Source organism: Actinocrispum wychmicini (genome assembly GCF_004345645.1).
Taxonomy (GTDB): domain Bacteria; phylum Actinomycetota; class Actinomycetes; order Mycobacteriales; family Pseudonocardiaceae; genus Kibdelosporangium; species Kibdelosporangium wychmicini.
This window is the reverse complement of record NZ_SLWS01000002.1, coordinates 832,432-845,275: the sequence shown is the minus strand read 5'-3', so window position 1 is coordinate 845,275 and position 12,844 is coordinate 832,432. Positions and strand designations below refer to the sequence as shown.

Annotated in this window: 13 protein-coding genes; 6 read left to right on the top strand and 7 right to left on the bottom strand. The window is 69.2% G+C overall.

Annotation, left to right across the window (positions count from 1 at the left end):
* Positions 1-69 precede the first annotated feature (69 nt).
* Complete coding sequence (locus EV192_RS12285) at positions 70-1,308, top strand: FAD-dependent monooxygenase (RefSeq protein ID WP_132114469.1); 1,239 nt, start codon at positions 70-72, stop codon at positions 1,306-1,308.
* Here EV192_RS12285 and EV192_RS12280 read toward each other — a convergent pair.
* Together EV192_RS12280 and EV192_RS12275 are read right to left on the bottom strand one after the other, a co-directional pair.
* The gene (locus tag EV192_RS12280) at positions 1,268-2,134 is read right to left on the bottom strand and encodes a LysR family transcriptional regulator (RefSeq protein WP_132114467.1); all 867 of its coding nucleotides are present in this window, start codon (positions 2,132-2,134) and stop codon (positions 1,268-1,270) included. The genes EV192_RS12285 and EV192_RS12280 overlap by 41 nt on opposite strands.
* Positions 2,131-2,979: a helix-turn-helix transcriptional regulator gene (locus EV192_RS12275; RefSeq protein ID WP_132114465.1), complete on the bottom strand. Its 849-nt coding sequence runs from the start codon at positions 2,977-2,979 to the stop codon at positions 2,131-2,133. Before EV192_RS12275 ends, EV192_RS12280 begins: the two co-directional genes overlap by 4 nt.
* Positions 2,980-3,080: 101 nt before the next feature.
* Between EV192_RS12275 and EV192_RS12270 the strand changes: the two genes are divergently transcribed.
* Positions 3,081-4,532, top strand: a complete 1,452-nt coding sequence (locus tag EV192_RS12270; protein WP_132114463.1) for an MFS transporter — start codon at positions 3,081-3,083, stop codon at positions 4,530-4,532.
* On the opposite strand, the gene EV192_RS12265 is transcribed toward EV192_RS12270, so the two are convergent.
* From EV192_RS12265 to EV192_RS12245, 5 genes are read right to left on the bottom strand one after another with little or no spacing between them, the layout of a single operon-like run.
* Positions 4,520-5,056, bottom strand: coding sequence for a histidine phosphatase family protein (locus EV192_RS12265; protein ID WP_132114461.1), 537 nt, complete (start codon positions 5,054-5,056; stop codon positions 4,520-4,522). The two genes, EV192_RS12270 and EV192_RS12265, sit on opposite strands and share 13 nt — an antisense overlap.
* Positions 5,057-5,063: 7 nt before the next feature.
* Positions 5,064-6,404 (bottom strand): vWA domain-containing protein, encoded by a 1,341-nt coding sequence (locus EV192_RS12260; protein ID WP_132114459.1) that lies wholly within the window; start codon positions 6,402-6,404, stop codon positions 5,064-5,066.
* On the bottom strand, positions 6,401-7,276 hold the full coding sequence (locus EV192_RS12255; RefSeq protein WP_132114457.1) for an AAA family ATPase: 876 nt from the start codon (positions 7,274-7,276) through the stop codon (positions 6,401-6,403). Before EV192_RS12255 ends, EV192_RS12260 begins: the two co-directional genes overlap by 4 nt.
* Positions 7,277-7,285: 9 nt before the next feature.
* Positions 7,286-8,002 (bottom strand): anti-sigma factor, encoded by a 717-nt coding sequence (locus EV192_RS12250; protein ID WP_132114455.1) that lies wholly within the window; start codon positions 8,000-8,002, stop codon positions 7,286-7,288.
* A gap of 8 nt (positions 8,003-8,010) precedes the next feature.
* Positions 8,011-8,577 carry a sigma-70 family RNA polymerase sigma factor gene (locus EV192_RS12245; RefSeq protein WP_132114453.1) on the bottom strand — a complete coding sequence of 189 codons (567 nt, stop codon included), beginning with the start codon at positions 8,575-8,577 and terminating at the stop codon, positions 8,011-8,013.
* A gap of 237 nt (positions 8,578-8,814) precedes the next feature.
* Here EV192_RS12245 and EV192_RS12240 point away from each other — a divergent pair, with 237 nt between their 5' ends.
* Genes EV192_RS12240 through EV192_RS12225 form a run of 4 tightly spaced genes read left to right on the top strand, consistent with a single transcriptional unit; the run spans position 8,815 to position 12,814 of the window.
* Positions 8,815-9,567 carry a DUF4142 domain-containing protein gene (locus EV192_RS12240; RefSeq protein WP_165960351.1) on the top strand — a complete coding sequence of 251 codons (753 nt, stop codon included), beginning with the start codon at positions 8,815-8,817 and terminating at the stop codon, positions 9,565-9,567.
* Positions 9,564-10,148 (top strand): ferric reductase-like transmembrane domain-containing protein, encoded by a 585-nt coding sequence (locus EV192_RS12235; protein WP_243726789.1) that lies wholly within the window; start codon positions 9,564-9,566, stop codon positions 10,146-10,148. The genes EV192_RS12240 and EV192_RS12235 overlap by 4 nt, the downstream gene beginning before the upstream one ends.
* Entirely contained in the window at positions 10,145-10,351 is a 207-nt protein-coding gene (locus EV192_RS12230) for a ferredoxin (protein WP_132114449.1), read from the top strand. Before EV192_RS12235 ends, EV192_RS12230 begins: the two co-directional genes overlap by 4 nt.
* Positions 10,352-12,814 carry an NAD(P)/FAD-dependent oxidoreductase gene (locus EV192_RS12225; protein ID WP_132114447.1) on the top strand — a complete coding sequence of 821 codons (2,463 nt, stop codon included), beginning with the start codon at positions 10,352-10,354 and terminating at the stop codon, positions 12,812-12,814.
* Positions 12,815-12,844: the final 30 nt, after the last annotated feature.

The following is a 12,844-nucleotide window of genomic DNA, read 5'->3' as shown; positions in this document are numbered from 1 at the left end:
TAGCTGACTTACCGGTAGGTCAAAACTCATGTACGGTTGACCTACCGGTAAGTAAGAGAGGGAGTGGTCATGCGAGTTCTGATCTCCGGCGCCAGCATCTCGGGTCCCGTGCTGGCGTACTGGCTCACGAAGTACGGCTTCGAGGTCACCGTGGTGGAACGGTCACCCGTGCTGCGCAAGACGGGCGGGCACGCCGTCGACCTGTTCCGGCCCGCGATGGAAATCTCGGAACGAATGGGCGTGGTGGCGACGATCGAACGGGCGGCCACGCACGTCGACCATGCCATGTTGTACCGCGAGGGCAGCGACCGGCCGGTGCGCGCGGACTTCGGCAAGTTGTTCGCGGCCACGTCCGACCGGCACGTGGAGATCCTGCGCGACGACCTCAGCGAGATCTACTACGACGCCACCCGGGACGACGTCGAGTACCTGTTCGGCGACTCCATCACAAGCATCGACGACGGTGCCGTGACCTTCGAGAACGGACCGCGCCGGCAGTTCGACATCGTGGTCGGCGCGGACGGCTTGCACTCCAACGTGCGGAGCCTGGTCTTCGGCGAAGAGTCGGCGCACAGCAGTTTCATCGGCGCGTACCTGGCCGTGGCGACCGTGCCGAAGGACATATGCGTGTCAGGCGAGTACAAGATGCGGATGACGGCCGGGCGGATGACGGGCGTGTACTCGACCGCCGCGATGCCGGACGGGCGACTGGTCTTCCTGCTCCGCGGCCGGCCGATGCGGTACCACCACCGGGACGTCGAGTGGCAGAAGCAGTTCCTTCGTGAGACGTACCAAGGGATGCACCATGAGGTGGACGCCTGGCTGTCCGAACTGGACAGTACACCGGCGTTCTACTTCGACTCGATCACCCAGCTGCGGATGGACACCTGGTCCAGGGGCCGGGTGACGCTCGTCGGTGACGCCGGCTACTGCCCTGGGCCCGCGGTCGGCGGCAGCACCAGCCTGGCCGTGATCGGCGCGTACGTACTCGCCGGCGAACTGGCCGCGGCACAGGGCGACCACACGGTCGCTTTCCCCGCGTACGAAAGGGAAATGGCCGACCTCGTGCGGCAGAGCCGCGAATTCGCCCGAAAAGCGGCCAAAGGGCTGATCCCCGGCTCCGCCGCCGGCGTGTGGACCCTGCTCCAGGCGGCCAGGCTGATCACGGCGTTGCCGGTCGGCGTCAGCCGCCTGGTCTCCAAGCTGACCAGCGGCACCACGCGGATGCACGACTCGATGACCGTCAAGCCGTACGCCGACCTGCAAGCTACGGAATCTGGGTCTGCAAAGCCTCAAGCACGGTCTTGATCAGCGGGTGGTCCTCGCTGCCCCGGCGGACGGCGGCGAAAACCTTGCGCTGCGGTGGAACTCCGCGGACCGGCACGGCGATCGCGCCCGGCATGTGCACCAATGCGTTGCGTGGCACCAAAGCCACGCCCGCGCCGGCCGCGACCAGGGCGATGATCGCGCGGAAGTCGTCCGAGGTGTGGATGATCTTGCCTTGGATCGCGTCCCGGCACGGGTTGCCGGGTAGTGGCGCGATCCAGTCGTCGTCGGCGAGGTCGCTCAGCCGGACCGTGTCCTGTTCGGCCAGCGCGTGGGTTTCCGGCAGGACCAGGTCGAACGGCTCGGTGTAGAGCGGAACGCGGGACAGGCGTTGGTCGTCGACGCGAGGCGCACGGCGGTGCTCCTCGGTGATCGCGATGTCGATCTCGCCGTCCAGCAGCAACGGCAGGGACGCGTGTCCTTCGGCGTCCCGCACCAGCACGGTGATGTCCGGCGCGTGCTGCCGCAGGTCACGGATTGCCGGCGCCACCACCTGGGTGATCGCCGACGCGAACGACGCCAGTGACACCCGGCCCATCGCGCCCGAGGCGAACGACGCGAGCGTGGCCTGGGCCCGTTCCAACTCCGCGGCCACGGCGTTGGCGTGCTCCACGAGCAACTCGCCCGCGGCCGTCAAGGACACCCGGCGGCCTCGGCGAAGCAGCAGGGACTGGCCGGTCTCCGACTCCAGAGCGGCGAGCTGTTGGGACACCGCGGACGGGGTCAGGTGCAGCGCCTCGCCGGCGGCCGTCACGGTGCCGTGGTCTGCCAGGGCACGCAGGACGCGGAGCCGGCGGGGGTCGATCATCTGACCATTGTGCTCTCGGCCGTGTCGTCGAGCATGGCCCGGATCTTCGTCCAGGTCTCGTCGTCCTCCGGGGTGTACGTGACCAGCCGGGTCTCCCGGCGTGGCCCGAACCAGAGGCTGGTGTGGGTGAACGCCATCCGGCCGTACCCGGGGTGTTCGAACCGCTTGGTCTTGTTCTCGATCGGCAGGATGTCGTGCCGGTCCCAGATCTCCTTGAACTCGGGCGACTCCACCTGCAACCGGCGGACCAGCGACTTCCACCTCGAGTCGGTGAGGTGGCCGGCCATCGCGACCCGGAACTGCGCGACCATCCGGCGTAGGCCGTCCTCCCAGTCCGGCAGCCGGTCCCGCCAGCCCTGGTTCGTGCTCAGCTGCAGCATGGTGTTGCGTTCCTCGAACGGGATCGAGTCCAGGTCGAACAGGAGGGTGAACACCCGGTTGTGGGCGAGCAGGTCCATCCGCCCGTTGCACACCGACGCCGGCAACGGCTCCAACTGCTTGATGATGATCTCCAGCGCCGGGGAAACCGCGTGGCAGTCGTTCGACTTCAACGGCTGGGCCGAGCCAGCGAGGACGAACAGGTGCGCCCGTTCGTGCGGGTCCAGTTTGAGCGTGCTGGCGACCGCGTCGAGGACCTGCTCGGACGCTTTGATGTCCCGGCCCTGTTCGAGCCAGGTGTACCAGGTCACACCCACGCCTGCGAGCTGCGCCACTTCCTCCCGGCGCAGGCCGGGGGTGCGGCGGCGGCCGAGCGGGGCGAGGCCCACCTGCTCCGGGGTGATCCGTTCCCGGCGACTGCGCAGGAAGTGGGCCAGTTCCTGGCGGCCTTCCACGGTCGAGGTCATGACACCAGGATCGCACGCCTTCGGTCCTGTTACCAGTTAGTCTCAATACCCGGATAACCAGACTCTGGTACCAGTTTAAATCGCGGCTCATCGTAGTACCCATGACTCACGCACTGACCACGCCAACCACAGCGGCGGTCGCCAGGACATCGGAGTCCACTGGGGGACTCAGCGGGGCCGGGCTGGCCACGGTACTGATCGGATCCGGCCTCTCGGCCCTCGACTTCTTCATCGTCAACGTCGCGCTGCCCACCATCCAGCGCACGCTGAACGCGTCCGACAGCACGCTCGAACTGGTCGTCGCCGGCTACGGCATCTCGTACTGTTTGTTCTTGGTCCTCGGTGGCCGGCTGGGCGACATGTTTGGCCGTCGCCGGCTGTTCCTGGTCGGCATGGCCGCGTTCACCGTCACCTCGTTGGCGTGCGGCCTGGCCCCCACCGCCGGGGTGCTGGTCGCCGCACGGATGGCGCAAGGAGCAGCGGCGGCGCTGATGCTCCCGCAGGTCCTGTCCACCATCCAGGCCGCGACCAGCGGCGAGGCCAGGTCCAAGGCGCTGGGTCTGTACGGCGCGAACGCCGGCCTCAGCATGGTGCTCGGCCAGCTGCTCGGCGGGGTGATGGTGGCCGCGGACATCGCCGGCACCGGCTGGCGGTCGATCTTCCTGGTGAACGTGCCGATCGGCCTGATCGGGCTGGTGCTGGCGCGGCGGAACGTCCCCGAGACCCGGGCGACCAACCCGGCCGGGGTGGACCTGCCGGGCACGGTCCTGTTCGGCCTCGGGATGTTCGCCCTGCTGGTGCCGCTGATGGAAGGGCGGACCGCCGGCTGGCCGGCGTGGATGTGGGTGCTGCTGGCGGTCAGCCCGGTCGCGTTCGGCGCGTTCGTGGTGGTGGAGCGGAAAATCGAGCGTGGCGGCCGGGTTCCGCTGCTGCCGCCGTCCGTCATGCGGATGCCGAGCATGCGCAGGGGCCTCTCGATGGGCGCGCCGATCTTCATGGGGTTCGGCGGGTTCATGTTCGTCGCCGCGGTCACCCTGCAGAACGGGCTACGGCTCGGCCCGGCGACCGCCGGCCTGGCGCTGACCCCGATGGCGGTCGCCTTCCTCGCCGCGTCCCTGATCTCCAGCCGCCTTGTCACCAGGTACGGCCGCACTGTGCTCACCATCGGCGCGGCCATCCAGACGGTCGGCATTCTCACGATGATCGGCACGATCCTGGCGGCCTGGCCGGACGTGACGCCGTGGGAACTCGCGCCTGGGATGGCCATCGCCGGCTTCGGCCAGGGACTGCTCGTCACCACCCTGTTCCGGGTCGTGCTCTCCCGTGTGCCCGTGGCGAGCGCGGGTGTGGGCAGCGGTTCGCTCGTCACCGTCCAGCAGGCGTCCCTCGCGCTCGGCGTGGCCACGCTCGGCACGCTCTACCTGTGGCTGAGCGAGCCCGGTGTGCTGGGCATGCGCGTCGCGTTCGCGGTGGTGATGGGCGTGCAGGTGGTGATCGCGATCATCTCCTGCGTGTACAGCCGCCGTCTGCCGGATCCCCGTCAGGGCAGCTGAAGCACGTCGGTGTTGTCGATCGGATCGTCGATGGACCACGGTTTCCCGGTCCGCCGGGACACCGCGAGCCGCATCACCATGCCGTGGCACACCACGAGCGCGGGCTTCGGGCCCCGCTCGATCTCCGCCAGGGCGGCCATCACCCGGTCGCCCTGGTCGGCGTACGACTCGCCGCCCTCGAACCGGAAGTCCTCCGCCGCGGTCACGAACCCGTGGTACGCGTCCGGATCCTCGATCTTCATGTCCTCGTACAACCGGTCGGTCCACACGCCGGTGTCCGTCTCCATCAACCGGTTGTCGAACTGGATCGGCAGTCCGATGTGGACAGACACGGCCTCGGCCGTCTCCCGGGCCCGAGCCAGCGGGCTCGCCCACAACGCCGCCAGCCCCAGGTCGGCCACCCGGTCGGCCAGCCGCTTCGCCTGTTCCCGGCCGGTCTCGTTCAGCGGCACGTCCAGCTGCCCCTGGAACCGGCCGACCCGGTTGTAGTCGGTCCGGCCGTGCCGGGCGAGATAGATGGTCATGGTGTCCCTAAATTGGCAGCAGACGGGTGATCAGCTCGGACAGTTGGTGCACGGTCCGGCATTCGTACATCTCCACGACCTTCGCGTACTCGTGCGCGAGGGAGTCGCCGGTGGACCAGAGCCGCTCGGGTTCGGGGTTGAGCCAGTATGCGCGGCGGGCATTTCCCACGATCCGCCTGAGCGCGGCCAGGTTCGGGTCGCCGCCGTTGTTACGGGCGTCGCCGAGGACCAGCACCGACGTCCGCGGCCCGACCGCGTCCAGCCACTCGTCCGCGAACACCTGCAGGCTGTGCGTGTAGTCGCTGTGCCCGTCCCACCTGGTCAGCTTGGCCTCGCGGTGGATCCGGGTGGCCAGCCCGGCGGGGTTCTCGGCGCCCGCCTTCACCAGGTGCGTGACCTCGTCGGTGGTCTCCACGAACGCGAACGCCCGGACCTTCGAGAACTGGTCACGCAACGCCTGCGTCAGCAACAGCGTGAAGTTGGCGAACCCGGCGACCGACCCGGACATGTCGCACAGCAACACCAGTTCCGGGCGGCCTGGCCGGCGGTGCCGGTACGCGGGCTTGATCGGGACGCCACCGGTGGCGATCGAGCGCCGCAGCGTCCGGCGCAGGTCGATCTCGCCGCGCCGGGTCCGGCGGCGCCGGGCGGCGAGCCGGGTGGCCAGCTTGCGGGACAACGGGTAGATGGCGCGCCGCATCTCGGCGAGCTGGGCGCGGCCCGCGGTCAGGAAGTCGACCCGGTCGGACGGCTGCGCCACGGCGTTGCGGGACACCGTTTCGCGGCCGCGCAGCTCCGCGGTCCGGCGGCGTGCCTCGGACTCGACCATTCGGCGGAACCCGTCGATCTGCCGGCGGATCTCGTTACGCCGAACGTCGGCAAGGAAACCTGGGTCGTCCGCCCGCAACGCGGCCAGGATCCGGACGAGCAGGGTCTCCGGCCGCAGCCGTTGCAACGTCTGGTACGCCGACCAGCCCGACCCCGTGCCGCCCTGGCCGAACTGCCCCAGGGCGTCCACAGCCGCCCGAGCAAGCGCTTGCTGCTGTTCGGCCGAGCCGGTGGCCAGCGCGTCGACCAGCTGCGAACGCAACGACTCCACGTCCTGCGGCTCGTCCGGCGCGCCCCCCATCGACGACGGGAAGTACAGGTCGAAGACCTGGTCGAACACCACCCGTTGACCCGAACGGCGTAACAAGGCGGCGGCCAGACCCTCCCGGACCTGCTCACGGTCGTCCATCCCGAGCACGGCCAGCACGCGCGCCGCGTCGATGGTCTCGCCCGGTCCAGCAAGGATCGAATGGTCCCGCAGCGCCTCCACGAACTCCACGAGGCGGGTGGGGACGCTCATCCGAGGACCTCGTCGAGTTTCAGTTCGGCCGTGGCCCGGCGCTTGTCGGCCTCGTACTTCAGCACCACGCCCAACGTCGTGTTCACGATGTCCGAGTCGAGGTGATCCGCGCCCAGCGCCAACAGCGTCCGCGCCCAGTCGATGGTCTCCGCGATCGACGGCGACTTGCGCAGCTCCAATGCCCGCAACGCGCCCACGACCCGGACGAGCGACAACGCCAGCGCGTCGTCCACCTCCGGCACCTGCAGGCGCACGATGTCCAGTTCGCGCTGCGCGTCCGGGAAGTCCAGATGGAGGAACAGGCACCGCCGTTTCAACGCCTCGGACAGCTCACGGGTCGCGTTCGACGTCAGCAGGACGAACGGCTTGCGGGTCGCGGTGATCGTGCCCAGCTCGGGCACGGTCACCTGGAAGTCGCCGAGGACCTCCAGCAGCAGGCCCTCCACCTCGACATCCGCCTTGTCCGTCTCGTCGATCAGCAACACCGTGGGGTCGGGGCTGCGGATCGCGCTCAGCAACGGCCGGGGGAGCAGGAACTCCTCGGTGAAGATGTCCGCGCGGGCCTCTTCCCAGCCCTCGTCCCGACCCGCGGTGATCCGCAGCAGCTGCTTGGCGTGGTTCCACTCGTACAACGCGCGGGCCTCGTCGATGCCCTCGTAACACTGCAGCCGGACCAGCTGGGAGTCGGTGGCCCTGGCGACCGCGCGGGCCAGCTCGGTCTTGCCCACCCCGGCCGGGCCTTCCACCAGCAGCGGCTTGCCGAGCCGGTCGGCGAGGAACACCGTGGTCGCGATGGCCGTGGACGTCAGGTAGCCCGCGTCCGCAAGGCGTGCGGCGACGTCGTCGACGGAGGAGAACAGCACGTTAGCCAGGCTAACTGGTCAGGCAGGCAGCGAGAGCAGAATGTTGCCGTCGTCATCCTTGACCTCCAGCCGCGCGATCTCCGACGGCTGGAACGGCGCTCCGCCGCTCAGCTTCAGCGGGGCGCTGCGCCCACCGGCCGGCGTGGACCAGCTGGTCACCGTGCGGACGTCACCCTTCTTGGAGATCGCGACCAGCTCGCAGTTCCGCGGGCCGATGGCGCCCCGCAGCTCGATGCCGATCTGCGTGCCCCACTCCTGGGCCAGCATGGTGACGCTCGCGTCCAGCTGCCCGCCGACACCCGACAGGACGTGCGGGTCCGTGTTCGCGGTGGCCGGCGGGTCGGTGTCCGACTCGATCTTCACGTTGACCGGCCCGGACGCGGCCGGCACCGCGTTGCCGCCCCTGGTCAGCAGGACCGCGACCAGGGGAGCGAGCACGATGAGCACGGCCGCCGCGGCCGCGGCGAACCAGTTCCGGCGCCGGCGCTGCGTCCGCGACCTGCTGGCCTCTTCCAACAACGAGGTCAGCACGCGCGGTCCGGGCACCGGGACGAGCAGGGCTGGGGCGTCGTGTTTGACGGTGTCCAGCAGGTCGGGCACGTCCTGCAGCTCCACCAGGTCGATCTGGCACCTCGGGCAGTCGAGCAGGTGCTGCTCGAACGCCGTGTTGTCCGGCTCGTCGAGGGCGCCGAGAACGTACGCGGCGATATCAACGTGCCCAGACGCGTGAGCCATTCCCGACCTCACCCCCGATCGCGCAGCGCGCGCCTCAGTGCGCGGACAGCGTGGTACAGCCTCGACTTGACGGTACCTGGCGGAACGCCCAGTGTCTCGGCGACGTCGTTAACCGTGCGGTCACGAAGGTACGTCTGCATTATGGCTTCACGCTGTTCGTCGGAAAGCACTCGTAATGCGTCGTATACAACCATTGCGCTGAGTGTTCGGTCGGATTCGTCGGGTACACCCACGGAGTTGGCGTCCGGCTCCTCGACCTCCTGCGGGCGGGCCTTCCGGCTGCGCCGGCCGTCGATCACGATCCGTCTGGCCACTGTGTATAACCAGGCGCGGAGCATCTCCGGGCTGCGGTCGAGCTTCTCGGCGTTGCGCCAGGCGCGGATCAGGGTCTCCTGGACGACGTCCTCGGCCCAGTGCCGGTCGTTGCCGGTCAGCCTCAGCGCGAAGGCCATAAGTGGGGTGCCGAAATCGCGGTACAACGCGGTCGCGAGGTCTTCTTCGGTGTGCCGGTGGCGGCTGAGCTCGTCACCCAGAAGAGCTCTTGCGGTATGGCTGTGGCGTCCCACGGCACACATCCTCTCGGGACCGGCCGTTGCCTGTCCACTGCCAAATCGTTGTGGAATTTTTGTTTGAACCGCCGTACCCCCGCCTCCGTATCCACCAGTGAAGGCGCACCAGGTGCCCCCGAACCCGGTAGCACCCGCTCCACTGTGGCGACCCCGAACCTCCACAGTGGATCGAACACGGCCTTTTCCAGCAACGTCGCTCAGCTGTCCGTCCCCCGCGGGCACCCGAAAGACAGGAAGGACGCCGTGAAACGAATCGTCGCGTCGCTGGTGTTCATGCTGCTCATCGCCCTGCCGGGAGTGGCCAACGCACAGGCGGCGACGCCGCTGACCCCGCTCGACGCCGACTTCCTGGTCAAAGTGCGCCTGGCCGGCCTGTGGGAGATCCCGGCCGGCCAGATGGCGCAGGAACGGTCCGCCAACCAGAAGGTGCAGGAAGCGGGCCGGATCATGATGACCGACCACGCGCAGCTGGACATCGCGGTGCGGCAGCTCGCGGCCGCCTACAACCTGCCGCTGCCGGCCGAACCGACCGACGCGCAGAAGAGCTGGCTGACCGAGATGGCTAGTGCATCCGGCTCGAACTTCGACTCCGTTTGGGCGATGCGGCTACGCGCCGCGCACGGAATCATCTTCGCTGCGGTCGCCCAGGTTCGGTCGGACACGCACGACCCGGACGTCCGCAAGTTCGCCGACACAGCCAACACGGTCGTGTTGCGGCACATGACAGTGTTGGAAGCCACCGGGGTGATTGACTTCGCCGCGCTGTACAACCCGACGCCGCTGTCGCTGAAGTCCGATTCGAACGGGATCGACATGGTGGTGGCACTGACCCTGGTGCCACTCGTGGTGGCGATCACGGTGTTCATGCTGTGGCTCGCGGCCGGCAAGCGCGCCAGCCGCCGGGCCGGCCGTCGGCCCGCCGCCGAGAACGACGGTGGCGACGGCGGCAGCCACCGGAACACGAAGTTGTTCGTAGACAAGGAATATGTCAGGTGAACGACGTCATTCTGGCCGTTGGCGGCGCGTCCGACGGCGGGCTCAGAGGAGTCGCCGCGGTGTCGGCCCGCGTCTCGTACGCGATGCTGTGCCTGACCATCAGCTGGGGCGTGCTGACCAAGACCAACTGGGCACGCCGGCTCGGCGAGCGCAAGTCCTTCCGAAGTATGCATCTGGTGCTGGCGACCTTGACGATCGCCTTCGGCATCGTGCACGCGATGGGATTCCTGTTCCTCAACGAGGGCGCGTTCTCGTTCGCGGACATCGCGGTGCCGATCAACCCGATGTTCCGCTACACCATCGCGATCGTCGGGCTCGAACTGATGATCGCGATCGCGATCACCGCGAGCATGTACCGCTGGACCTCCTACCGGCGCTGGCAATGGGTGCATCGGTCGGCCTACGTCGCCTTTCCCCTGCTGGTGGCGCACTCGGTGCTCGGTGCGATGGCGAACACGCACCTGTCCGTCCTGTGGCTGGCGGGGCTGACTTTCTTCGTCCCAGCCGTTACGTTGTCGGTCCTGCGGTTCGTTCCCACGCGGATGCTCGTACAGATCGGACTCGTGGAGGAGCAGGCATGAGAGGCCGTCGGCTTCGGCTCAAAGTGGACAACGACCGCTGTGAGCGGTACGCGATCTGTCAGATGGAGGCACCCGAACTCTTCGAACTCAGCCATGACGGCCGGTTGTTCTACACCAAGAGACCGGACGAGGACCAGGTCGAGCAGGCGGCCGCAGCCGCGCGCTGCTGCCCCATGCAGGCCATCAGGGTGGACAGGGTTTAGATGACCGAAATGCAACGCGTCGTCATCGTCGGCGCGGGGGTCGCCGGCCTGCGAGCGGCGGAACGTCTGCGGGAACTGGACTACGACGGCGAGATCGTCATCATCGGTGACGAGCCGCGCTGGCCGTACCACCGCCCGCTGGTGTCCAAGGACCTGCTCGCGGGCAGCGACCGCCCGGCCGACCTGACGCTGCAACGGCACGTCGACACGGGTGCCCGCTGGCGCCTGGGTACCCGCGCCGAACGGCTGGAAACCCTCCGCAAGGTGGTTTCCCTGCCCGGCGGCGAGGAGATCAAGTACGACGGCCTGATCATCGCGACCGGCGTGGAACCGAGGCACCTCAAGGGTGTTCCCCGGCACAGCCCACGGGTGCACACACTGCGCACTGTGGACGAGGCCATGGCGGTCAAGCGCACCATCTCCGACAGCGACCTGCCGATCGTGGTGCTCGGCACCGGTTACATCGGCTGTGACGTGGCCGCGAGCGCCCGCAAGATGGGCCGGGACGTGACCATGCTCGGCCGCTCCAGGTTTCCCCTGCGCAACTTGGGCAACGACGTCGCGTCCGCAGTGGACAAACTGCACCGCAAACACCGCGTGCGGATGGCGATGGGCACGGACATCCAGAACTGGGTGACCGCGGACGACTCGATCGCCATGCACACCACCGACGGCCAACTGCTGGTCGCCGGCACCGTCGTGCTGGCCATCGGCTCGGTCCCCGCGGTGGAGTGGCTGCGCGGATCCGGCCTGGTGCTGGAGGACGGCGTGTTGTGCGAGTCGACGCTGTTCGCGGCCGGCGCCCAGGACGTCGTCGTCGCGGGTGACTGTGGCCGGTGGCCCAACCTGCGGTTCGACGAGACCCCACGGCGCGTCGAGCACTGGATCAACGCGGTCGAGATGGGCCGGCACGCCGCCGAGAACCTCCTGGCCGGCCGGGACAAGGCAACGCCGTTCACGCCGATCCCCCGGGTGTGGTCCGGCCAGTACGGCGTGCGGCTGCAGATCGCCGGCGTCCCGTCACTGGGCACGGACACCGTGCACCTGTCCGACGGCGTCCCCGGAACGCCGGGCGTAACCGGCTACGTGCGCAACGGAAAGCTGGTCGGCGTCTGCGGCTGGGACACCCCCCGTGCGATGATCAAGTGGACCGAAGAGCTGCACAACCTGCTGCCCGCGCCCGAGGAGACGCGCAAGCGCCCGGTCGCCCCGGCCCCGGCGAAGGCAGTGGCCCGCCCCCCGGCGCCGCCCGTCCGCGAGTCGACCCCGACCGCCCCGGTCGTCCAGCGGTCGATGCCGGTGCCGATCCCGGCCATGGCCGGCGCCCCCACGGCCGCCGAGATGACCCTGGTGCAGACCCCGATCCGGGCTCAGGCCCTGGCCGGCTCACGACCGGGCATGGACACCAAGTCCGCCCCCAGGTCGGGCACGGCTGCCGGCATGTATCCGGTCGCCGGTCCCCGGTCGGGCTCGACGACCGGTTCCTACCCAGGTGCTCGGTCCCGGTCGGACTCGACCACCGGACCACGTCCGCTCGCGGCCGCCGGGAACGGCACGGCAACCGGCATGCGTCCGGTCGGGTCGTCTGGGAGCGGCACGGCAACCGGTATGCGTCCGCTTGCGGCGTCCGGAAACGGCACAGCTGCCGGCTCACGTCCGCTTGCCGCGTCCGGGAACGGCACGGCAACGGGCATGCGTCCGGTTGACCGGTCCGGGAACGGGACGATGTCCGGCTTACGCCCGGCTGCCGCCCCCGGAAACGGTGTGGCGTCCCGCCAGTTCGCGACTTCCGGGCCCCGGCAAGGTTCGGATTCCGGGCCCCGGCAGAGTGCTCGTCCGGGCTCGGCGATGGTGCCGGCCATGGCATCCCTGTCGACGCCCCGACCCCCGGCCGCACACGGACCGGTGCCGTCCCGTATCCCGCCGGCACTGGCCGGGCGGCACGCGAAACCCGCGGGCCCGCCGCCCGCCCGTCAGCCGATGAACTCGATGCCCATGACACGCCCCGAGATCGTGGAGATGACCACACCGGTGCCACCGGTCCGCGACGACCACCGGCTGCCTGACACCGCGTCGATCCCGATCCTGTCCGCGCCCAACCTGTCGTTGTCCAACTTGGCGGTGCCGAAGATCCCGGTGCCGGACACGCCGGCGGCGGCGATGAGGCCGGCGCCGCCGCCGGCAAGGCAACGTCGAGCGGACGCCGGCGGCGCCCTCCCACCGTTGCCGCCGCCACTGCCGGGCCAGCACCCGTCGTTCCCGAACATGCGTCCGGTGCCGCGTCCGCAGGATCACCCGTCGTTCCAGCACATGCCCCCGGTGCCGCCACCCAACGGCCGGTACCAGGAGCACCCCTCGTTCCCGAACATGCAGGCGGTGCCCCGGCCGACCGGTCGGTACCAGGAGCACCCGTCCTTCCCGTCGATGCAGCCCGTCGACCGGGCGATCAGAGGGTTCGGCTAGAGACACGGCTAGCCGAGCGAACCGCGGCGG